Source organism: Bradyrhizobium sp. USDA 4354, assembly GCF_054060315.1.
Genome location: NZ_JBSSDC010000001.1, coordinates 5,724,172 through 5,744,794, shown reverse-complemented (window position 1 = coordinate 5,744,794; position 20,623 = coordinate 5,724,172). Strand labels below are relative to the sequence as shown.

Annotated in this window: 16 protein-coding genes and 1 pseudogene; 10 read left to right on the top strand and 7 right to left on the bottom strand. The window is 64.9% G+C overall.

Going from position 1 to position 20,623, the window contains the following annotated elements; translation table 11 throughout:
* The first annotated feature begins 1 nt into the window (after position 1).
* On the top strand, positions 2 to 883 hold the full coding sequence (locus tag ACVIIV_RS26740) for an NAD(P)-dependent oxidoreductase (protein WP_456746813.1): 882 nt from the start codon (positions 2 to 4) through the stop codon (positions 881 to 883).
* A gap of 137 nt (positions 884 to 1,020) precedes the next feature.
* Positions 1,021 to 1,923 (top strand): annotated as a pseudogene (locus ACVIIV_RS26735) (DMT family transporter); the annotation flags it as partial.
* A gap of 67 nt (positions 1,924 to 1,990) precedes the next feature.
* Here the strand turns inward: ACVIIV_RS26735 and ACVIIV_RS26730 are convergent.
* Together ACVIIV_RS26730 and ACVIIV_RS26725 are read right to left on the bottom strand one after the other, a co-directional pair.
* Positions 1,991 to 3,346 carry a peptidoglycan DD-metalloendopeptidase family protein gene (locus ACVIIV_RS26730; protein WP_456746812.1) on the bottom strand — a complete coding sequence of 452 codons (1,356 nt, stop codon included), beginning with the start codon at positions 3,344 to 3,346 and terminating at the stop codon, positions 1,991 to 1,993.
* 111 nt (positions 3,347 to 3,457) lie between these two features.
* Positions 3,458 to 4,147, bottom strand: coding sequence for a peroxiredoxin (locus ACVIIV_RS26725; RefSeq protein WP_456746811.1), 690 nt, complete (start codon positions 4,145 to 4,147; stop codon positions 3,458 to 3,460).
* 195 nt (positions 4,148 to 4,342) lie between these two features.
* Here ACVIIV_RS26725 and ACVIIV_RS26720 point away from each other — a divergent pair, with 195 nt between their 5' ends.
* On the top strand, positions 4,343 to 8,152 hold the full coding sequence (locus tag ACVIIV_RS26720; protein WP_456746810.1) for a YhdP family protein: 3,810 nt from the start codon (positions 4,343 to 4,345) through the stop codon (positions 8,150 to 8,152).
* 163 nt (positions 8,153 to 8,315) lie between these two features.
* Here ACVIIV_RS26720 and ACVIIV_RS26715 read toward each other — a convergent pair whose 3' ends face one another.
* On the bottom strand, positions 8,316 to 10,010 hold the full coding sequence (locus tag ACVIIV_RS26715; protein ID WP_456746809.1) for a methyl-accepting chemotaxis protein: 1,695 nt from the start codon (positions 10,008 to 10,010) through the stop codon (positions 8,316 to 8,318).
* On the opposite strand from ACVIIV_RS26715, the gene ACVIIV_RS26710 reads away from it, so the two are divergent.
* Positions 9,993 to 10,313, top strand: a complete 321-nt coding sequence (locus tag ACVIIV_RS26710; RefSeq protein WP_456746808.1) for a hypothetical protein — start codon at positions 9,993 to 9,995, stop codon at positions 10,311 to 10,313. The two genes, ACVIIV_RS26715 and ACVIIV_RS26710, sit on opposite strands and share 18 nt — an antisense overlap.
* Before the next feature lie 42 nt (positions 10,314 to 10,355).
* On the opposite strand, the gene ACVIIV_RS26705 is transcribed toward ACVIIV_RS26710, so the two are convergent.
* The 3 genes from ACVIIV_RS26705 to tyrS all read right to left on the bottom strand — a co-directional run bounded on the left by ACVIIV_RS26705 (position 10,356) and on the right by tyrS (position 13,599).
* Positions 10,356 to 10,799 (bottom strand): DoxX family protein, encoded by a 444-nt coding sequence (locus tag ACVIIV_RS26705; RefSeq protein WP_456746807.1) that lies wholly within the window; start codon positions 10,797 to 10,799, stop codon positions 10,356 to 10,358.
* Positions 10,800 to 11,017: 218 nt separating this feature from the next.
* Complete coding sequence (locus ACVIIV_RS26700) at positions 11,018 to 12,289, bottom strand: MFS transporter (protein ID WP_456746806.1); 1,272 nt, start codon at positions 12,287 to 12,289, stop codon at positions 11,018 to 11,020.
* A 56-nt stretch (positions 12,290 to 12,345) separates the two neighbouring features.
* On the bottom strand, positions 12,346 to 13,599 hold the full coding sequence (tyrS, locus tag ACVIIV_RS26695) for a tyrosine--tRNA ligase (RefSeq protein ID WP_456746805.1): 1,254 nt from the start codon (positions 13,597 to 13,599) through the stop codon (positions 12,346 to 12,348).
* Positions 13,600 to 13,764: 165 nt separating this feature from the next.
* Between tyrS and ACVIIV_RS26690 the strand changes: the two genes are divergently transcribed.
* The 3 genes from ACVIIV_RS26690 (at position 13,765) to ACVIIV_RS26680 (ending at position 15,988) form a co-directional block, all read left to right on the top strand.
* On the top strand, positions 13,765 to 14,868 hold the full coding sequence (locus ACVIIV_RS26690) for an anhydro-N-acetylmuramic acid kinase (RefSeq protein ID WP_456746804.1): 1,104 nt from the start codon (positions 13,765 to 13,767) through the stop codon (positions 14,866 to 14,868).
* A gap of 110 nt (positions 14,869 to 14,978) precedes the next feature.
* Entirely contained in the window at positions 14,979 to 15,656 is a 678-nt protein-coding gene (locus ACVIIV_RS26685; protein ID WP_456746803.1) for a glutathione S-transferase family protein, read from the top strand.
* Between the two features lie 8 nt (positions 15,657 to 15,664).
* Positions 15,665 to 15,988, top strand: coding sequence for a DMT family transporter (locus ACVIIV_RS26680; RefSeq protein WP_456746802.1), 324 nt, complete (start codon positions 15,665 to 15,667; stop codon positions 15,986 to 15,988).
* Between the two features lie 9 nt (positions 15,989 to 15,997).
* Here ACVIIV_RS26680 and ACVIIV_RS26675 read toward each other — a convergent pair whose 3' ends face one another.
* On the bottom strand, positions 15,998 to 16,645 hold the full coding sequence (locus ACVIIV_RS26675) for an alpha/beta hydrolase (protein WP_024337874.1): 648 nt from the start codon (positions 16,643 to 16,645) through the stop codon (positions 15,998 to 16,000).
* Between the two features lie 338 nt (positions 16,646 to 16,983).
* Between ACVIIV_RS26675 and ACVIIV_RS26670 the strand changes: the two genes are divergently transcribed.
* The 3 genes from ACVIIV_RS26670 (at position 16,984) to sufC (ending at position 20,619) form a co-directional block, all read left to right on the top strand.
* On the top strand, positions 16,984 to 18,123 hold the full coding sequence (locus ACVIIV_RS26670) for a cysteine desulfurase family protein (RefSeq protein ID WP_456746801.1): 1,140 nt from the start codon (positions 16,984 to 16,986) through the stop codon (positions 18,121 to 18,123).
* A 113-nt stretch (positions 18,124 to 18,236) separates the two neighbouring features.
* Positions 18,237 to 19,733 (top strand): Fe-S cluster assembly protein SufB, encoded by a 1,497-nt coding sequence (gene sufB / locus ACVIIV_RS26665; RefSeq protein ID WP_456746800.1) that lies wholly within the window; start codon positions 18,237 to 18,239, stop codon positions 19,731 to 19,733.
* A gap of 133 nt (positions 19,734 to 19,866) precedes the next feature.
* Positions 19,867 to 20,619 carry a Fe-S cluster assembly ATPase SufC gene (sufC, locus tag ACVIIV_RS26660; protein ID WP_456746799.1) on the top strand — a complete coding sequence of 251 codons (753 nt, stop codon included), beginning with the start codon at positions 19,867 to 19,869 and terminating at the stop codon, positions 20,617 to 20,619.
* Positions 20,620 to 20,623 lie beyond the last annotated feature (4 nt).

Sequence of the window (20,623 nt, the reverse complement as noted above, 5' to 3'; positions counted from 1 at the left end):
CATGCCCCGCGTCGCCTTCATCGGGCTTGGGCGGATGGGCCACGGCATGGCCGGCCGCTATCTGGATGCCGGCTTCACGGTGACGCTGTGGAATCGCAGCAAGGCCAAGGCGGAAGACCTGATCGCGCGCGGCGCACATTGGGCGACCTCGCCGGAGGATGCCGCGATAGATGCCGACGCCGTCGTGACCATGGTCGCCGACGACGAGGCCTCGCGCGCGGTCTGGCTGGGGCCGAACGGCGCCGCCAAGACGGCGAAGGCCGGCACCATTGCGATCGAGTGCTCTACTGTCTCCTATGACCATGCCCGCGAGATGGGCCGCGAGCTCAACGCGCGGGGGCTGATCTATATCGATTGCCCCGTGACGGGATTGCCGGACGCGGCGGCCGCGGGCAAGTTGACGCTGCTGGCCGGCGCCGATGCGGCCGATCTCGAGCGTGCGCGGCCCTATCTCGAACCGATCGGCGCGACCATCCGCCATTTCGGCCCGCTCGGCACTGGCACGGTCTACAAGCTCATCAACAATCTCTTGGGCGCGATCCAGATCGCCGGTCTCGCCGAGGGCCTCGCGATCGCCGAGCAGGCCGGGCTCGACATGAACCTGGTGTTGGAGTCGATCCAGGCGGGCGTGGCCGCAAGCCCCCAGGTGCAGCGCCACTCAAAGCGCATGGTCGCCCGCGATTTCAGCGGCGCGACCTTCACGGCAGCGCTGCGGCACAAGGATGCCGCCTATGCCGTGAAGCTCGCGGAGAGCCTCTTGGCCGACAAGCCGCTGGTCGCGCGCGCCGCGGTCGACGCCTACGCGCAGGCGAAGGCGAAGATGCCGGATGACGATGAGGGGCGGATGATCGAGCTGGTGTCGCGGCCGAAGAAGCCTGCCTAGCAAAACCGCACTAACAAGCGGCCGCCTCGGTTACCCCATTCGGTCCGAGCATCGGTTTTGTAAACCGGTGCCTCGTCAGAAATCGGGTGGCGGCATTGATCGCACCGTTCTAGGCGATGGGGCCGAGGTAAGACCCCATGCCCCCAAACGACAACCGGATTGATGCGCGCGACTGGTCGCTGCTCGCGGTGCTCTCGATCCTCTGGGGCGGCTCGTTCTTCTTCAACGGCGCGGCCTTGCGGGAATTGCCGCCGCTGACACTGGTGTTCCTGCGCGTTGCGCTTGGCGCGGCCTTGCTGCTGCCGTTGCTCCGCATGCAGGGGATCGGCTTTCCCAAGAGCTGGGCGGGCTGCACGCCGTTCGTCGCGATCGGGCTGCTCAACAACATCATCCCATTCTCGCTCATCGCGATCGGCCAGACATTCATTCCGAGCGGGCTGGCATCGATCCTGAACGCGACCACGCCGATGTTCACGGTGGTGGTGATGGTAGCAGCGGGCGAGGAGGCCTTGCAGATGCGCCGCCTGGCCGGGGTGGCGTTGGGCCTTGCCGGCGTGATCCTCCTGCGCGGATGGGGCTTCGAGACAAGGCCGGGGCAGGGGCTCGGCATCCTGCTCTGCCTCGGCGGCGCACTGAGCTACGGCTTTGCAGCGCTGGCGGCGCGGCGATTGCTCAAGGACGCAGCGCCGCTGGGGACGGCCACGTTTCAACTGATGGCGTCATCCGTGATGATGGCGGCTGTCGCCGGCCTCATAGAACAGCCATGGCAGCTATCGATACCGAGCCTTTCGACCTGGCTCGCCGTGCTTGGCCTCGCCGCGCTCTCGACGGCGCTGGCCTATATCGTCTTCTTTCAGATCGTTCGGCGCTCGGGTGCGAGCAATGTGATGCTGGTGACGCTGCTTATTCCCGTCACCGCCATCCTGCTGGGGTGGCTGGTGCTGGGTGAGCCGATTTCCATGCGCGAGATCGCGGGCGCAATCGTCATCGGCAGCGCGCTGCTGGTGATTGACGGGCGTGCAGTCGGCTTGCTGCGTAAGCTCCCGGCCGCCAGTCGCTTCTCTGGCTCTCGGGAAGCCCGGCACTCCGAAAGTAAGAAGAGCGAGGCTAGCCCGCGCCGAGCCGCACGCCGGCGCGCAAGAACTTCTGCGGGTCCACGGCTTCGCCTTCAATGCGGGTCTCATAGTGCAGATGCGGGCCCGTGGAACGGCCGGTCGAGCCGACGAGCCCGACGACCTGGCCGATCTTCACGATCTCGCCGACCCTGACATTGATCTCGGAGAGATGGCCGTAGCGGGTCGAAAGCCCGTTGCCATGGTCGACCTCGACCATGCGGCCGTAGCCGCCGGACCAGCCGGCAGAGACCACCTTGCCGTTGGCGGTGACGCGAACGGGATCGCCGCTGGCGGCGCGGAAGTCGAGCCCGGTATGCATTGCAGGCCGCCCGAGGAAAGGATCGCTGCGCACGCCGAAGCCGGAGGTGAACTCGACCTCGCCGATGACGGGCTTGCGATAGGGCACCAGCGCCAGCGTGCGGTTGAGACGGTCCATCTCGGCGCGCGTGGTGTTGATGCGATAGAGCTGCTTCTCGAACGGTCCGGCATTGGCCGTCAATTTGACGAGTACGAAAGGTCCACCCATCGCGGTGCGCGGCACCGCGGCTTCGAGATGGGCAAGGTTCAACCCGAGATCGCTGACCACGCCGCGCATCCGGCGCATGCGCGAATCCATGCTTTCCTCGACGGCGTTGAGCGCCGCCATCTGGCGCCGCTCGACCTGGTCAAGCGAACTCGTGAGCCGGACCAGCACGTTGTCGAAACCCTGGTTCTTGGCGAATTGGCTGGTCGGCGGCGCGACGACAGTCGGCGCGCGCGATTCGAGGCGCGCTTCGCGATCCGGCGGCGCCACGAAGATGACGGTGTCGCTGATCGGCGACGGCTTTGGCGTGGTCTGGCTTGAATCGCCGCGCTGCGGGGCGGCGCGAGGAATCGAGCCGGTCACGTCGGGCATGGCTCCGAGCGCCGTGGCCCGGGACTCCAGCGCCGTCTGGCGCTTCATGATCTGGTCGAGCTTCTGGTCGAACTGTTCCTGGTCGAGCAACTGACGGCTGGTGGTGCGGTCGACCTTGGCGCGCAGCTCGGCGATGCGGTCCTCATAAGCGTATTGCATCTCGGCCTGACGGGCGATCAGCCGGGTCAGGACGTCGTCACGGAACGCAAAATAGGTGGCTGTTGCTGCCGACCACAGCCCGAGCAGCACCACGGTGCCGACCACGATCCAGAACACCACGGGTCCAAAGCGGACCTGCTTGCCGGCATGGACGATGGTGTAGGCGTCGTCGGTAGCGGGCAGGGGAATCGCGGTTGCCGCCGCTGCGGCGGCCGGACGGCGCTGGAAGGCCCGTCCGTGGTCGTGAGGATGATGTTGGGGGTACTGCGAGTATTGGGCAGAACTTTTCGACATCGGCACTCCCGCGCCGGTCGGATGGGTTCCTTGCGGCTCAATTGCCGCAGCAATCTGGGCCGGTCATGGTTAATTTTCCGGAAACGGGAACGTGCGAATTTAAAGAACTGGTTAAAGCCTTCTTGCCGCCTCCAGCACCTCGTCGGCATGGCCGTCGACCCGGACATTGCGCCAGACCTGAGCCACCCTGCCGTCGGCCCCGACCAGGACCGTGGTGCGAAGAATTCCCAGGAAGCTCTTGCCGTACATGGATTTTTGGCCCCAAGCGCCATAGGCCTCCAGCATATCATGTTTCTCATCCGATATGAGGGGAACGCCGAGCTTGTGCTTGTCGCGGAACTTCTCCTGGGCCTTTAACGGATCGGCGGAGATGCCGAGCACGGTGGTGCCGGCGGCAGCGAAGGCGTCGGCCAGGCGGGTGAAGTCGATCGCCTCCCTTGTGCAACCGGGCGTGTCGGCCCGGGGGTAGAAGAACAGGACGAGCTTTCGGCCGGAATAGTCTGCCAATGTGACCACGTCGCCTCCGTCGCGAGGCAGGCGGAAAGCGGGGGCCTTTTGGCCCTCGGCCAGACCGGACTTCGCCGCAGCGGGCGGGGAGACCGATTTGGATGGATTTAACTGTTTCGATGCGGCCTTATGCGATCCTGCTTTTGCTATGGTCCCGGTTGATTTGCTTGCCGGTGTCCGCTGTGTTTTCGCGGACCGTGTTTGAGGCGATGCCCGCGTTTTTGCGGTCTTCTTTTTGGCGGCCGGACTGCCGGAGGACGTTTTGGACGATTTCTTTCGGGATGTCTTGGACATACGCCTTCCTTTCGACGCTTTCGGCGGGTCAACCGAAGCGGTATTGCAGCTCTCGTCCGGCGTGCCGGAATCGCGCCCTCGGCTGGGCAAGTCTGACGACGCCGGAGTATGGTTACAAGGAATTCCACGCACCACCCCACTGCTCGTTGAACGCGCTCCCGGGGCGAAATGACGAACAGCAGGAATATTCGAGGTATGGCGGCAGTGCCGGCGCGGGGAGCTTCACCTCCCGCGAACGGCTGCGGTCCCGGCGGCGCTCAATCCTATGACGGGCGCCTGTATCGAGAGGCAATGGCAAGGAATACGTCGCCCCAGGACTACAACCGGGATTTAGATCGGCGCGGCGGCCAATATGAGCCGCAGGAATGGGACGACGCCGACTGGGATCCGGATCAGGAAGCGGCGGCGGGCTATCGCGCACGCCGGCTGCTGGCGCGTTCCGGTTCGGGCTTCCATCGCTTCGGTGACGGATTCGGCGCGTTGCGCCGCTGGGTCGGTGGTGGTCGCTGGCTGAAGCGCATGGCCGTGGTCGTCGGCACCCTGGTCGTCATTTTCGTCGGCTGCTTTGGTGCGCTGTGGTGGCGGCTCGGCGCCGGTCCCATCAATCTGGACATCGCAACGCCATGGCTGGCGGCCGCGATCGAGGACAATATCGGCCACGGCAACACGGTTGAGATCGGCGGCACCCAGATCGAGCGCGCCGGGCGCGTCCGCATCGCCGTCCGCATCCGGGACATCATCGTTCGCGACCGCGATCACGCCATCGTCGCCAGCGCGCCGAAGGCCGAGGTGAAGCTGTCGGGTGCGGCCCTCCTGATGGGGCACCTGCGTGCCGAGAGCCTCAATCTCGTCGATGCCGAGCTCGCAATCCGCATTGCGCCTGACGGCACCGTCACCGTGTCCGCCGGCGATACCGCAAAGCCGCTGGCGACCGGTGTCGCGTCCAAGAAGGACGCGGGCCTGCCGCCGACATTCCCGCGCAGCGGTGTCCCACCGCCGCCCTTCGCGACCGCGCCTGCGAGCCCGGAGGTATCGCAGGCCGCACCGCAGGCGACCGCGCAGAGCGGCATCCTACAGGGCCTCGACTGGCTCGACAGTCTGAGCATGACCGGCCTCGACGGCCAGAACCTCAACGAGATCGGCCTGAAGAACGGCAATCTGATCGTCGACGATCAGCAGCGCGGCAGCAAATGGTCGTTTGAGAACATCACGCTCAGCCTGCGCCGGCCGAGCCGCGGCGGCGTCGCGCTCAGCCTCGGCGAGGAGGGCGCACGCCCGTGGATGCTGCGCGCCACGATCGGCCCGGCTGAGAACGGCGTGCGCTCGGTCGACATCAAGGCCGACAAGGTCTCGACCTCCAACATCCTGTTGGCGCTGCGGGTGAAGGACCTCACCTATACCGCCGACCTGCCGCTGACGGGCGAGCTCAAGGGCGAGCTCGGCCGCGATGGCGTGCCGACCTTCTTCCGCGGCAAGATCGCGGTCGGCGCCGGCAACATCATCGACACGGACACGCCCGACTATCCCATGGCAATCGACTCGGCCGAGATCAATGTCGAGTGGGACGCGAACCGGCGGGTGCTGGTCGCACCATTCAAGATTCTCTCCGGCGCGAACCGCCTGACGCTGCTGGGCCATCTCGAGCCGCCCAACGGCACCACCAACGACTGGCAGCTCGGCTTCAGCGGCGGTTCGATCCTGCTCGGCGGCATCGACCACGAGCCGCCGCTCGTCTTCAACCGCATTGCGATCGGCTTTCGCTTCGACACCGATCACAAGCGCATCTTGCTGACACAGGCCGATGTCTCCAACGGCGAGATCGGCGTCGCCGGCACCGGCGCCATCGACTATTCCGGCGAGCCGCGGCTGACGCTCGGCTTTGCGGGAACGCCGATGTCGGCCTCCGCCTTGAAGCGGATGTGGCCGACCCTGATCGTCCCCGAATTGCGCGAATGGGTGATCGAACGGATCGAGCGCGGCACGCTCCAGCGCATCGAGATCGGCGTCAACTCGCCGACAAGGAACCTGCCGCGCAAGGGCCCGCCCATTCCGGACGACGGCCTGTCGGTGAACATCGTAGCGAGCGGCGTCGCTGTCCGCCCCGTGGATGGCATGCCGGTGGTGCGTGATGCCGATCTGAAGGCGCGCGTGACCGGGCGCACCGCGACCGTGAACATCGGGCAGGGCGTTGCGGATACGCCCTCGGGTCGCAAGGTCACGATCTCCGACTTCGTGTTCGAGGTGCCTGACATGGCGCCCAAGCCGTCGCCGTCGCGGAGCAGGTTCCGTGTCGAAGGCCCGGTGCCTGCAGCCGCTGAAATGCTCGCCAATGATCGGCTGAGCGATCTGTCGGCAACAGTCGTCGATCCCAACACCAGCAAGGGAACGTTCTCCGCGAACATCCAGCTCGGCATGCCGGTCAAGGGTGAGTTGACCAAGGCCGACACCACCTATGCCGTCACCGCCGACCTCAACGGCTTCGCCGCCGACAAGCTGGTGATGAACCAGAAACTGGAGGCCAACAACCTCAAGATATCAGCCAATAACCAGGGCTATCAGGTCAAGGGAGACGTCAAGATCAACGGCCAGGCGGCCTCGCTCGATTATCGCAAGCCGGCCGAGGGCGATGCGGATGTCAGGTTGCAGGCGACACTGGACGATGCCAGCCGCGCGCGGCTCGGCTTCGATCTGAGCCCCGCCGTCAGCGGATCGTTGCCGATCAAGCTGTCGGGCAAGATCGCGAGCGGCGCGGATCAGACGACGAGGCTCGGCGTCGAGGCTGACCTGACCTCGGTCAGGCTCGACAACATCCTGCCCGGCTGGGTCAAGCTGCCGGGCAAGTCCGGCAAGGCCACATTCAAGGTGGTGCCGACGGCGCAATCGACGCGTTTCGAGGACATCGTCATCGAGGGCGGCGGCGCCTCGATCAAGGGCTCGCTCGAGGTTGACGCGAACGGCGATCTCGTGAACGCGAGCTTCCCGACCTACGCGCCTTCCGACGGCGACAAGGCCTCGCTCAGAGTGGAGCGCAGCCAGGACGGCGTGGTGCGCGGCACCATGCGTGGCGACGTGTTTGACGGCCGCGGTTTCCTGAAGTCCGCGATCTCAGGCCATTCCAAGGACGACAAGAACAAGTTGAAGAACGTCGATTTCGACATCGACGTGAAGCTCGGCGCCGTCGCCGGATTCAACGGCGAGGCCATGCGCAGCCTCGATGCCAAGATGTCGAAACGCAATGGCGCCGTGAAAGCCTTGACGCTGAGCGGCAAGATCGGCCGCGACACGCCGGTGGCAGCCGATCTGCGCGGTGGCCGCGCCCAGGGCAACCGCGAGGTGATCTACCTCCAGACCAACGATGCCGGCGCGCTGCTGCGCTTCACCGACACCTACACCAAGGCGGTCGGCGGCCAGATGGTGGTGGCGATGGAGCCGCCGACGTCCGAGCCGAACACGGCGCGCGAGGGCCTCATCAACGTGCGCGACTTCACGGTGAAGGGCGAGGCGCAGCTCGAGCGCGTCGCCGCCGGCGCGCCCAACGGTACCGGAAACGGCGTCTCCTTCAGCGCGCTGCGCGCCGAGTTCACCCGGCAGAACGGCGCGCTCACGATCCGCGATGGCGTGGTCAAGGGCCCCATGATCGGCGCCACCATCGAGGGCTCGATCGATTATCCCGGCAACCAGGTCTGCATGAGCGGCACCTTTGTGCCGATGTACGGCGTCAACAACATCTTCGGCCAGATTCCGTTGTTCGGCATCTTCCTCGGCGGCGGCAACAACGAAGGGCTGATCGGCGTGACCTACGAGGTCGTCGGCACACCGGCCGCGCCGGTGATGCGCGTCAATCCGATCTCGGCGATGGCGCCGGGCCTGTTCCGCAAGATCTTCGAGTTCAACACCGGCAAGCAGAACTCGCCGTTCGATGAATTCCCGTCGCAGTCGAACGACGGCTCGACCGGATCGACGCGCCAGCTGTCGAGCGGTTGCAGCCTCGCGCGGCGACAGTAGCGGGCGGCAGTCTCTGCCGTCATGGCCGGGCTTGTCCCGGCCGTCCATGCCTCATCACACGGCACCAAGAACGTGGATGCCCGGCCCTTCGCCTCGCCGAAGCGGCTTCGGCCGCGCAGGCGGGGCAAGCCCGGGCATGACGACGATCTCGTAGAATGTCTGCCTACGCTGCGCGCACGCCGGCCAGGAACGTCCCGACTTCGCCGGAGAGTTGCTCGGCCTGCTTGGAGAGGTTCGAGGCTGCGGCGAGCACCATGCCGGCGGCGTTGCCGGTCTCGTTCGCGGCCGTGGAGACACCGCCGATATTGGTGGTGACCTCCTGGGTGGCCTCGGCTGTCTGCGAGACGCTGCGGGCGATCTCGGCGGTGGCGGCGCCTTGCTCCTCGATGGCCGCGCCGATCGAAGTGGCGATGCGGCTGACCTCCTCGATGGTGGCGGTGATGCCACCGATGGCGTCCACCGCTTCCTTGGTCGCGCCCTGGATCTGGGCGATCTTGTCGCCGATCTCGCGGGTGGCTTCCGCGGTCTGGCTCGCCAGCGACTTCACCTCGGAGGCGACCACGGCAAAGCCGCGGCCGGCTTCGCCGGCACGTGCGGCTTCGATGGTGGCGTTGAGCGCGAGCAGATTGGTCTGTGCCGCGATGCTGGAGATCAGCTCGGCGACGTGCTCGATCTGCTGGGCGCCGTCGGACAGCGCGCGCACGATGGTATCGGTGCGGCGGGCGCTGTCCACCGCACGTCCCGTGACCTCGGCGGACTGGGCGACCTGACGGCTGATCTCGGTGATGGAGGAGGAGAGCTCTTCAGCAGCAGCCGCGACGGTCTGGACGCGCTGGCTGGCCTCGGTGGCGGCGGAGCCGACCACGGCGGCGCGGCGGTTGGTGCCTTCGGCGGTCGACGACATCGACTTGGCGGTGGTCTCGAGCTCGCCGGAGCCGGAGGCCATCAGGCCGACGAGCTGGCCGACGGAGGCATCGAAGCGGTCGGCGAGGGCGATCAGGGCGTCGCGCTTCTCCTGCTCGCTGCGGGCCTTGGCGGCGACCTGCTCGGCCTCCAGATTGCGGGCCGTGAGCGCGGTCTGCCTGAGAACTTCGAGCGTCTCGGCCATGCGGCCGATCTCGTCGCCGCGATCGGTCTCCTCGACCGGCTTGTCGATGGCGCCTTCGGAAATCGCCTGCATGCGGCTCTTCTGGCGGTCGAGCGCGCCGAGCACATCGCGGGCGATCAGCCAGGACAGCGTCGCCATCAGCAGCATCAGGCCGATGCCGACCGCGCCGAGCTCCAGCGTCAGCGCGCGCACCTCGGCGTCGATATCGTCGACATAGAGCCCGTAGCTGATGGTCACGTTCCACGGCGCGAATTTGCGCGCGAACACGGTCTTGCGGACCGGCTCGGTCTGGCCGGGACGGGGATAGAGATATGAGGTCACACCGCCTTGCGCGGTGTCGCTGCCGGCCTTGATGATGGCGTCGGCGATCAGCACGCCGTTGGAATCTTTGGCACCGGTGATCTTGCCTTCGAGCTGCTGATTGGCGCCGTTCACGACCAGGGAGGAGTCCTGATTATAGACCACCGGGTAGCCCTGGCCGGCGTTGAAGCTCATGCGGCGACCGCGCTGGTGGAACAGGCTCTTGGCCTCGGCTTGCGTGAGCTTGCCGGCGGTGACTTCGTCCTGGAGCGCTTGTGCGTAGCTATAGAGGAGCTCGACGGCGGTCCGCATCTGCTGGACGCGATCCTCCATCATGCGGCTCTTGCTGAGCACGGCCGATACGCCGATGATGGCCGTGACGGTGAGCGCCGCAAGACAGACCATGCTGGCAAGCTTGGTGCGGATCTTCAGATGGCTCAGCAGCTTCATCGCAGCCCCTACGGAATGGTTGTTATTGCTCGCATCGGTAGCATGAAGTTCTTACCAATCATGAACGGACATGTGCGGCGGGCTGCCACGCACGCAGCGTTCGCAGCCGCATGCGCAAATGTGCAGGCGCAACGCGCCCTGCGCGCAGATGGGCGCAAGGTCGCGGAGAAGAATGATGCTCGATTTTTGTTGTGGCCGAGCCGGGACGGGATGGCGATGAACCGATTCGTTCACCGCATCGTCATGTCCGTCCTGCTCGTGGCGGCCCTCGTCCTGATCTGGAACGTGCTGGGCTCGCGGTAGACGACACCGGCGAACGCCGGTGTCGTCAGTCACTTGCGCGCGTCAGCGCCGCGCGAATGCGCCGCCGGTCGATTCGCGTTCATTGCCCATCGCCGCATCGACGCTGATCGGGCCGGCACCGGCCGCCGACAGATAGAGGCAGGCGAAGCAGAACAGGATCGCGGAGGTGCCGCCATTGAGGAGCGGCAGGAACACCGGAGCTTCGCCCCTGAACATGTGGCCGAGGAAATAGGCGAACGCCATCTCACCCGACAGGATGAAGGCCGCAAGCCGCGAGAACAGGCCGATCATCAACAGCCCGCCGAGCACAAGTTCCAGCGTACCCGCCGCGCCGTACAGCGACATCAGTTCGACTTTCGCGAACATCGGAACGGCCGGAAACTTGAACAGCTTGGCGACGCCATACTGGAACAGCAACAGGCCAGTGATGAAGCGAAACAGGCTCAAGAGAACCGGTTGAAAGCGAGTGAGATACGAAAAGTTCATTGGTTTGCCCTCCATCCAATGCTGCGACTTGGACCGTATTCAGTTTCGTCGCGCAAGCACACAGGATCAATTCCGCGCTGACATTTTCGTCATGTCGGACAAAACACCGCAGGCCCGGCCTTCAGCCTCGCGCGACTCGCATTTTTCGCACGTGTTCATGTCGTGGCCATCAGTAGTTCCCCGGTAACGCGAGTTCGCGCAGGTTACCTCCGAGACACCTACTCCCGCAAAGCGGGGACGACCAGGAATGGAATCATTCCGAGGAACACGCTCGCAAGTGCGAAGACAAGCAGGAGATTGTAGCCGTGAGTTGCATCGTGAATCAGGCCGCCGCTCCATGAGCCGAAGGCCGAGCCGAGGCCGCTGCCGATCGAGATGGTGCCGAAGATCGTGCCAACGCGCTTGCCGCGAAAGATCTTCATCGCGGTTGCAGTGATCAACGGCCCGCGGGAGCCCATCATGCTGCCGAAGCAGACGACGAAACCGGTGAGCAGGATGATGTTCGGATAGTACTGCAGCAGCCAGAGCAGGACGATGCCGAGGATCGAGATCGCGTAGCTGAGCAGCACAGACGGCCGGCGTCCGATCAGGCCGTCGAGCGCGGAGACGCCGAGCATGCCGAACACCAGCACGACGCCGGAGAAGCCCCAGGCGGTCGCGGCCTGGAGCGGCGGGAAGCCGGCGTCGATCAGATAGGCCACGATCTGCGCTGCGATGGAATACATGCCGACCGCGGTGAAGAAGAAGGTCGAGAACAGTGCCCAAAAGGCGTGGTGACGCACCGCGCTCACGAGCGTCCAGCCGCTGTCGACGAAATCCGGATCGCTTCTCTTGGGGACGTTCGGCGAGCCGGCCGCGAACATGCGCCAGGGCAGCAGCAGCAGCGGCACCAGCAGCCCGAGCGCTGCGAGGCCGTAGACCTGGTAGGTCTCGCGCCAGCCGAGATGATCGATCAGAAGCTGCGAGGCCGGCAGCAGTGCCAGCACGCCGCCGCCCATCGCCGAATACACCACCGCCATGGCGGTCGGCAGCTTTGGGCCGAACCAGCGGCCGAGCAGGATCGAGTTGGGCACATTGCCGATGAAGGCAACGCCGATGCCGACACAGATGCCGATCGAGAGCTGGAATTGCCACAGCGCTTGCGCGTGGCTCGCGATCAGGAAGGCGGAGCCGAGCAGGAACAAGCCGAGCGCATAGACGATGCGCGGTCCTGAATGATCGAACAGGCGCCCGACCAGCGGCGCGGTCAGCCCGCTGACGAGCCAGGTGAGGGAATAGATCGAGACGGCCTGGGCGCGATCCCAGCCAAGGTTTTCGGAGATTGGCTTGAGGAAGACCGTGAAGCTCTCGCTGAGCCCGCGGCCGAGAACAGCCAGCGTAAAGCACAGCCAGAGCACCACGAGTGCGGTGCGCACCGCGTCCCGCTGGGTGCTTCCGACTTGTTCCTTGCTCGCTTCCGCTGTCGTTTCCTTGGGCGTGTTCTGATCCATTGCCGTCAGGGAGCGCGCTTCGGCGCGCCCTGACAAGCAGTGAAAAGCTCATACGCCTATGCAGGCTTGATGAGCACGTGCTTCTTCTTGCCGAAGGACAGCTTGATCACGCCTTCCGGCGTCAGATTCGCCGCGGAGAGCGCCATCTTCTCGTCGGTGACGGACGCGTCGTTGACGCGCAGGCCGCCGCCCTTGATCTGGCGCCTCGCTTCGCCGTTGGAGGCGACCAGACCTGCCTTGACGAAGGCGTTGAGCACGCCGAGGCCGGTGTCGAGCTCGCCGCGCGGAATTTCCACCGTCGGCAGGCTTTCGGCGAGCGCGCCTTCCTCGAAGGTGCGGCGCGCGGTCTCCGCTGCTTCATTTGCGGCGTCGCGGCCGTGCAGCAGCGCGGTCGCCTCGGTCGCGAGCACCTTCTTGGCTTCGTTGATCTCCGAGCCGCCGAGCGCCTCGAGCTTCTTGATCTCAGCGATCGGCAGCGTTGTGAACAGTTTTAGGAACTTGCCGACGTCGGCGTCCTCGGTGTTGCGCCAGTACTGCCAGAAATCGTAAGGGCTGAACTGGTCGGCATTGAGCCAGACCGCGCCTTGCGCGGTCTTGCCCATCTTGGCGCCGGACGCGGTCGTCAGCAGCGGCGTCGTCAGCGCGAACAGCTGGTGCGTGCCCATGCGGCGGCCGAGATCGACGCCCATGATGATGTTGCCCCACTGATCCGAGCCGCCCATCTGGAGACGGCAGCCGGTGCGCTTGGCGAGCTCGACGAAGTCGTAGGCCTGGCAGACCATGTAGTTGAATTCGATGAAGCTCATCTCCTGCTCGCGCTCGAGACGCAGGCGCACGGAGTCCATGGTCAGCATGCGGTTGACCGAGAAGTGCCGGCCGACGTCGCGCAGCATCTCGATCCAGTTCAGCTTGGTCAGCCATTCCGCATTGTCGAGCATGATGGCGTCGCTCTTGCCCTCGCCATAGCGCAGCACTTTCGCGAACACGCCGCGGATCGATTCCTTGTTGGCCTCGATCTCGGCGATGGTGCGCATCGCGCGCGTCTCGTCCTTGCCGGAGGGATCGCCCACCATGGTGGTGCCGCCGCCCATCAGCGTGATCGGCTTGTTGCCGGACTGCTGCAGCCAGTGCAGCATCATCATGGTCAGGTAATTCCCGATGTGCAGCGAGCGGGCGGTGCAATCGTAGCCGACATAGGCGATGGCTTCGCCCTTGGCGGCAAGCGCATCCAGCCCCTCGAAATCGGAGCACTGGTGGATGAATCCACGTTCCTGCAGGATATTGAGGAAATCCGATTTAAATGCAGTCATCTGTCGGCGTGCCTGACAATTCTTGGTTTACTGTTTTGGGGGCAATTTAAGGGTCTTCCGCGGGAACCCGATGGCCGCCCGCCACTTGGCGCGTTGGCATTATAAGATGTGTCCCTCTGGCACAAGATCGGCATGCCAGGGCGGGGCTCTTGAGGACGCTGGTCCATGATGTTGACGGCACTCGGTTTGATGAGCGGCACCTCGCTTGACGGGGTGGATGTCGCGCTGATCGAAACCGATGGAAAGCAGCTGAAGGCGTTCGGGCCGTCCGGTTACCGGCCCTACAGCCCGGCCGAGCGCAACCTGCTGCGCCAGGCGCTGAGCGAGGCCGTGCATCTGCAGCAACGCGACGCCCGCCCGGGCATTCTGACCGAGGCCGAGCGTGCGGTGACGCGGGCCCATGCCGAGGCGGTCGCTGCCTTTCTCGCCCAGAACCGGATGAGGGCGGAGGACGTCGACATTGTCGGCTTCCACGGCCAGACCGTGCTGCACCGGCCCGAAAAACGGCTGACGGTGCAGATTGGCGACGCGCCGGCGCTGGTCAGGGCCATCCACATCCCCGTGATGCACGATTTCCGCGCCGCCGACGTCGAGGCCGGCGGGCAGGGCGCGCCGCTCGTGCCGGTCTACCACCGGGCACTGGCTCATTCGCTCCAGCGCGAAGGGCCGATCGTCGTGGTCAATATCGGCGGCGTCTCCAACATCACCTATATCGATGGCAACGACACGCTGATCGCCTGCGACACCGGCCCCGGCAACGCGCTGCTCGACGATTTCATGTACCGCACCATGAACCAGGCGTTCGATGCCGAGGGTAAATTCGCAGCGCTCGGAAAAGTGGACGAGGCCTGGATCGCGCGAGCGCTGGAGCTGCCGTTCTTCGCAAGCCCGCCGCCGAAATCGCTCGACCGCAACGATTTCGCCGCACTCAGGCTCGGCGATGTCCAGCCCGCCGACGGCGCCGCGACGCTGACCGCCTTCACCGCGGCCGCGATCGCCCGCGTCATCCCGCTGTTGCCGCGCCGGCCGCGGAGCTGGATCGTCTGCGGCGGGGGCGCCCGCAACCTGACCATGCTGCGCATGCTGCGGGAGCGGGTGGGCTCGGCCACCGTCGAGGCGGCCGAGACGCTCGGCTGGGCCTCGGACGCCATCGAGGCCCAGGCCTTCGGCTTCCTCGCGGCTCGCGGCCTCAAGGGGCTGCCGCTGTCCTATCCCGCTACCACGGGCGTGCCGATGCCAATGACTGGCGGGGTGATCGCCAGACCCTGAAGATGACTGCCTGAAGTCACAGGCGGTTGATGCAGATGCATTTATCTTGACAGGTGCATGCAAATGCATCTATATTGGATGCAGTTGCATCTATCGTCGGGATCGCCGCCATGACCGCTCCATTGAAACTGATCAGCCACAAGCTTTGCCCCTACGTGCAGCGTGCCGTGATCGCGCTGAAAGAGAAGGGTGTGCCGTTCGAGCGAATCGACATCGATCTCGCCAGCAAGCCCGACTGGTTTCTCAAGCTATCGCCGCTCGGCAAGGTGCCGGTATTGGTGGTGACGACGGAGAAGGGCGAGGTCGCGCTGTTCGAGAGCAACGTGATCTGCGAGTACATCGAGGAGACGCAAGCCGGTGCGAAGCTGCATCCGGCGGATGCCTTGAAACGCGCCGAGCACCGCGCCTGGATGGAGTTCGGCTCGGCGATCCTCGGCGATCTCTGGGGGCTGGAGACCACGACCGATCCTGCGACATTCGAAAGCAAGCGCCAGGCGCTTGCGGCGAAATTCGCGCGTGTCGAAGCCGCCCTCGGCGCGGGTCCATTCTTCGCGGGCGATGCGTTCAGCCTTGTCGATGCGGTGTTCGCGCCGATCTTCCGCTATTTCGACCTGTTTGACGACTTGACCGAGCACGGCGTCTTCAACGATGTGCCGAAGGTCCGGGCATGGCGCGCCGAGCTCGCGAAGCGTCCGAGCGTGCGCAGCGCAGTCGGCGCCGACTATCCGCAATTGCTGCGCGCCTTCCTCGTTCGCCACGACGCGCATCTGCTCAAGCTCGCGGCCTGAGCGCCCCGATGTCGTCGTCTGTGGCATGGTTGATGCTGGTGATCGCCGGTGCGCTCGATGTCGGCTGGGCGATCTCGATGAAATATGCGGAAGGCTACACGCGCATAGGCTGGAGCATCGCCTCGCTGGTGCTGCTCGCCGCCTTTGTCTTCCTGCTCGGGCGGGCACTGAAGGTGCTCGAGGTCGGCGTCGCCTATTCGGTGTGGACCGGCATTGGCGCGGCCGGCACCTTCGTCATGGGCGTCGTGCTGTTCGGCGAGACCCTGAGCGCGATGAAGCTTGCGGGCATCGCGCTCGTCTTGATGGGGATCGTCGCGCTCAAGCTCGCTTGAGCGAACCTCTCACCGCACGTTGGCGAGGCGCATGTCGAGATAGGCCGTGATGGTTTCCATCAGCGGCTCGAGCTTGGCGTCGAAGAAGTGGTTGGCGCCGGGGATGATCTGCTGATCGATCACGATGCCCTTCTGCGTCTTCAGCTTCTCGACCAGCGTGTTGACATCCTTGGGCGGCACCACAGCATCCTTCTCGCCATGCACGATCAGGCCCGAGGAGGGGCAGGGCGCGAGGAACGAGAAGTCGTAGAGGTTGGCCGGCGGCGCGATCGAGATGAAGCCCTCGACCTCGGGGCGGCGCATCAGGAGCTGCATGCCGATCCAGGCGCCGAAGGAGAAGCCGGCGACCCAGCAGGCGCGCGCCTCGGGATTGATGGTCTGCGCCCAGTCGAGCGCGGCGGCCGCATCCGACAATTCACCGGTGCCGTGGTCGAACGAGCCCTGGCTGCGGCCGACGCCGCGGAAATTGAAGCGCAGCACCGAGAAGCCGCGATGCGCGAAGGCGTAGTAACACTGGTACACGATCTGATGGTTCATCGTGCCGTGGAACTGCGGATGCGGATGCAGGATCATCGCGATCGGCGCGTTCTTCTGCTTGGCGGGGTGATAGCGGCCTTCAAGACGGCCAGCAGGGCCGGTGAAAATAACTTCGGGCATCGGTGATCTCTTGATTGATTTCCTGGAGATGATCCCTAGCAATCAACCGATTGTGGCCTCGTCGGCAGATGCCGACGGAAGCGCGAATGACGGGTGAGAAGGCGCGCCTTGCGGTGATGCGCCGAGAGCGCGCGGTGACTTGACGGTGCGCGTTCTAACATAGGCTGAGGGTCAAAAAGCAAGCATCTTGAACATCACCCAACGGGTTCAAGGCTTTAGCGTGTCATGAGCGCGTCACCGGGCGCCCCTCGCTCGGAATCGGGTTGCCAAGTGCGTGGCCGCGGCCCATGTCGGGACGGCGCCAAAACCCTCTGTGACGTGAGGTAATATCCTACTCAATGCGAACCCGGGTTTATCTCGATTGGAACGCGACCACGCCGCTGCGCCCGGAAGCGCGGGCTGCGATTCTGTCTGCGTACGACCTGGTCGGCAATCCATCCTCGGTCCATGCCGAGGGGCGGGAGGCGCGACGGCTGGTCGAGGAGGCCCGCGCCACGCTGGCAGCCGCGGTTGGCGTGCAGCCGCGCAACGTCGTCTTCACCTCCGCTGGGACCGAGGCCAACGCGCTGGCGCTCTCGCCGGGTTTGCGGGGGACCTCGGGCGGCCCTGCCGAGCGGCTGCTGGTCTCGGCGGTTGAGCATGCTTCGGTGCTCGCCGGCGGCCGGTTCCCGCCGGATAGGATCGGGCTGATCCAGGTCACGCGCTCCGGCGTGGTCGACCTCGATCATTTGAAGGTACAGCTGAGGGACGGCCCGCCAGCCCTGGTCTCGATCATGGCCGCCAACAACGAGACCGGCGTGCTCCAGCCCGTCACTGAGGCCGCGAGCATCGTCCACGAGGCCGGCGGCCTCCTGCATGTCGATGCGATCCAGGCGCTGGGAAAAATCCCGTTCGATATCAATTCGGTAGGTGCCGACCTTGCCACCGTTTCTGCGCACAAGATCGGCGGCCCCAAGGGGATCGGCGCGCTGGTGATGGCCGAGGGGATAAGCGGCCTGGAGCCGGCGCTGCGGGGCGGCGGGCAAGAGCTCAACCGGCGCGCAGGAACCGAGAACGTAGCGGGCATCGCCGGCTTCGGAGCGGCGGTGAAGGCCGCGCTTCAGGCTCTGCCGGAGGATGTGAAGCGAATGGTAAGCCTCAGAGATCGTTTGGAAAATGGCCTCCACGGCGTTGCCGGAGCGACCGTCTTTGCTGACGGCGTGGCGCGGTTGCCCAATACCATTCTTTTCACCGCGCCAGGCCTGAAGGCCGAAACCGCCGTGATCGGCTTCGACCTGGAGGGCATCGCGGTCTCCTCCGGCTCCGCCTGCTCTTCCGGAAAGGTCCAGCCGTCCCACGTGCTGTCGGCCATGGGGTACGATCCCGCGGTGGCCCAGGGAGCGGTGCGTCTCAGTCTGGGCTGGTCCACGGAACCAGAGGACATCAATAGGGCGTTAGAGGCTTGGCGAAAGCTTGGTAATACCCTACTTAAGGGCTAAGCGACGAAACACGGCTTGAACGGTTCTAAGCCCGTGCTTTCCGCCGAGAAATATCGTAATACTCGTCCGAGTTTGATCCACCGCGGTCCTTGAAACCGCGAGCGGAGGATGGAATGCCAGCCGTACAAGAGACGGTCGAGCGCGTGAAGCGCATCGACGTCGACCAGTATCGTTATGGGTTTGAGACCCTGATCGACTCCGAGAAGGCCCCCAAGGGGCTGTCGGAAGAGATCGTAAAGTTCATCTCGCAGAAAAAGAACGAACCCGCCTGGATGCTCCAGTGGCGGCTGGAAGCCTATCGGCGCTGGCTGACCATGACCGAGCCGACCTGGGCCCGCGTCGACTATCCCAAGATCGACTTCCAGGACATCTACTATTACGCGGCGCCGAAGCCGAAGAAGACGGTCACCTCGCTCGACGAGATCGATCCGGAGATCCTGAAGACCTACGAGAAGCTCGGCATTCCCTTGCGGGAAGTCGCCATGCTCGAGGGCGTCGAGCCCAAGGTGGGCGAGGAAGATCCGGCCCGGCGCAAGATCGCGGTCGACGCGGTCTTCGATTCGGTCTCGGTTGCGACCACGTTCAAGGCGGAGCTCAAGAAGGCCGGCGTGATCTTCATGCCGATCTCGGAGGCGATCCGCGAGCATCCTGAACTGGTGCAGAAATATCTGGGATCGGTGGTGCCGACCTCGGACAATTTTTATGCGACGCTGAACTCGGCGGTGTTCTCCGACGGCTCGTTCGTCTACGTGCCGCCGGGCGTGCGCTGCCCGATGGAGCTGTCGACCTATTTCCGCATCAACGAGCGCAACACCGGCCAGTTCGAGCGCACGCTGATCATCGCCGACAAGGGCTCCTACGTCTCCTATCTCGAAGGCTGCACCGCGCCGCAGCGCGACGAGAACCAGCTGCATGCGGCTGTGGTCGAACTCGTCGCGCTCGATGACGCCGAGATCAAATATTCGACGGTGCAGAACTGGTATCCGGGCAATTCGGAAGGCAAGGGCGGCATCTACAATTTCGTCACCAAGCGTGGCGACTGCCGCGGCAACCACTCCAAGATCTCCTGGACCCAGGTCGAGACGGGTTCGGCGATCACCTGGAAATATCCGAGCTGCATCCTGCGTGGCGACAATTCGCGCGGCGAGTTCTACTCGATCGCAATCTCGAACGGCTTCCAGCAGGTCGATTCCGGCACCAAGATGATTCATCTCGGCAAGAACACGTCGAGCCGGATCATCTCCAAGGGCATCGCCGCCGGCAAGTCGCAGAACACCTATCGCGGCCTGGTCACCGCGCACCGGAAAGCGACCGGCGCGCGCAACTTCACCGCCTGCGATTCGCTACTGATCGGCGACAAATGCGGCGCGCACACCGTGCCGTACATCGAGGCCAAAAACTCCTCGGCGACCTTCGAGCACGAGGCGACGACCTCGAAGATCTCCGAGGACGTGCTGTTCTACTGCATCCAGCGCGGGCTCAGCCAGGAAGAAGCCGTCGGCCTCGTCGTCAACGGCTTCGTCAAGGACGTGCTGCAGCAGCTGCCGATGGAGTTCGCGGTGGAAGCGCAGAAGCTGATCTCGATCTCGCTTGAAGGGTCGGTCGGCTAGCTCGGACCTCATCCTGAGGAGGCCGCGGAACGCGGCCGTCTCGAAGGATGGATACCGGAAAGATTGGTGGCCTCAATCCTTCGAGACGCGCCTCCGGCGCTCCTCAGGATGAGTGGATAGATGGAAAGACATTATGGCCCTGCTTGAAGTGAAAGACCTCAAGGTTCGTGTCGAGGAGCGTGAGATCCTCCACGGGCTGACGCTGACCGTGAACGAGGGCGAGGTGCACGCGATCATGGGGCCGAACGGCTCCGGCAAATCGACGCTCTCCCACGTCATCGCCGGCAAGCCCGGCTACGAGGTCACCGACGGGCAGATCCTGTTCAAGGGCGAGGACCTCCTGGAGATGGCGCCCGAGGAGCGCGCCGCCAAGGGCGTGTTCCTGGCGTTCCAGTATCCGGTCGAGATCCCCGGCGTCGCCACCATGAACTTCCTGCGCACCGCGCTGAACGCGCAGCGCAAGGCGCGCGGCGAGGATGAATATTCGACGCCGGACTTCCTGAAGAAGGTCCGCGAGGTCTCGAAGTCGCTGAACATTCCGCAGGACATGCTCAAGCGCGGCGTCAATGTCGGCTTCTCCGGCGGCGAGAAGAAGCGCAACGAGGTGCTGCAGATGGCGCTGTTCGAGCCGAGCCTGTGCATCCTCGACGAGATGGATTCCGGCCTCGACATCGACGCGCTGCGCATCGCGGCCGACGGCGTCAACGCGCTGCGCTCGCCGGGTCGCGCGATGGTCGTCATCACCCACTATCAGCGGCTGCTCAACTACATCGTGCCCGATTTCGTGCACGTGATGTCGAAGGGCCGCGTCGTGAAGAGCGGCGGCAAGGACCTGGCGCTGGAGCTGGAAGCGTCCGGCTACGCCCAGTTCGAGGATGCCGCGTAAGGAA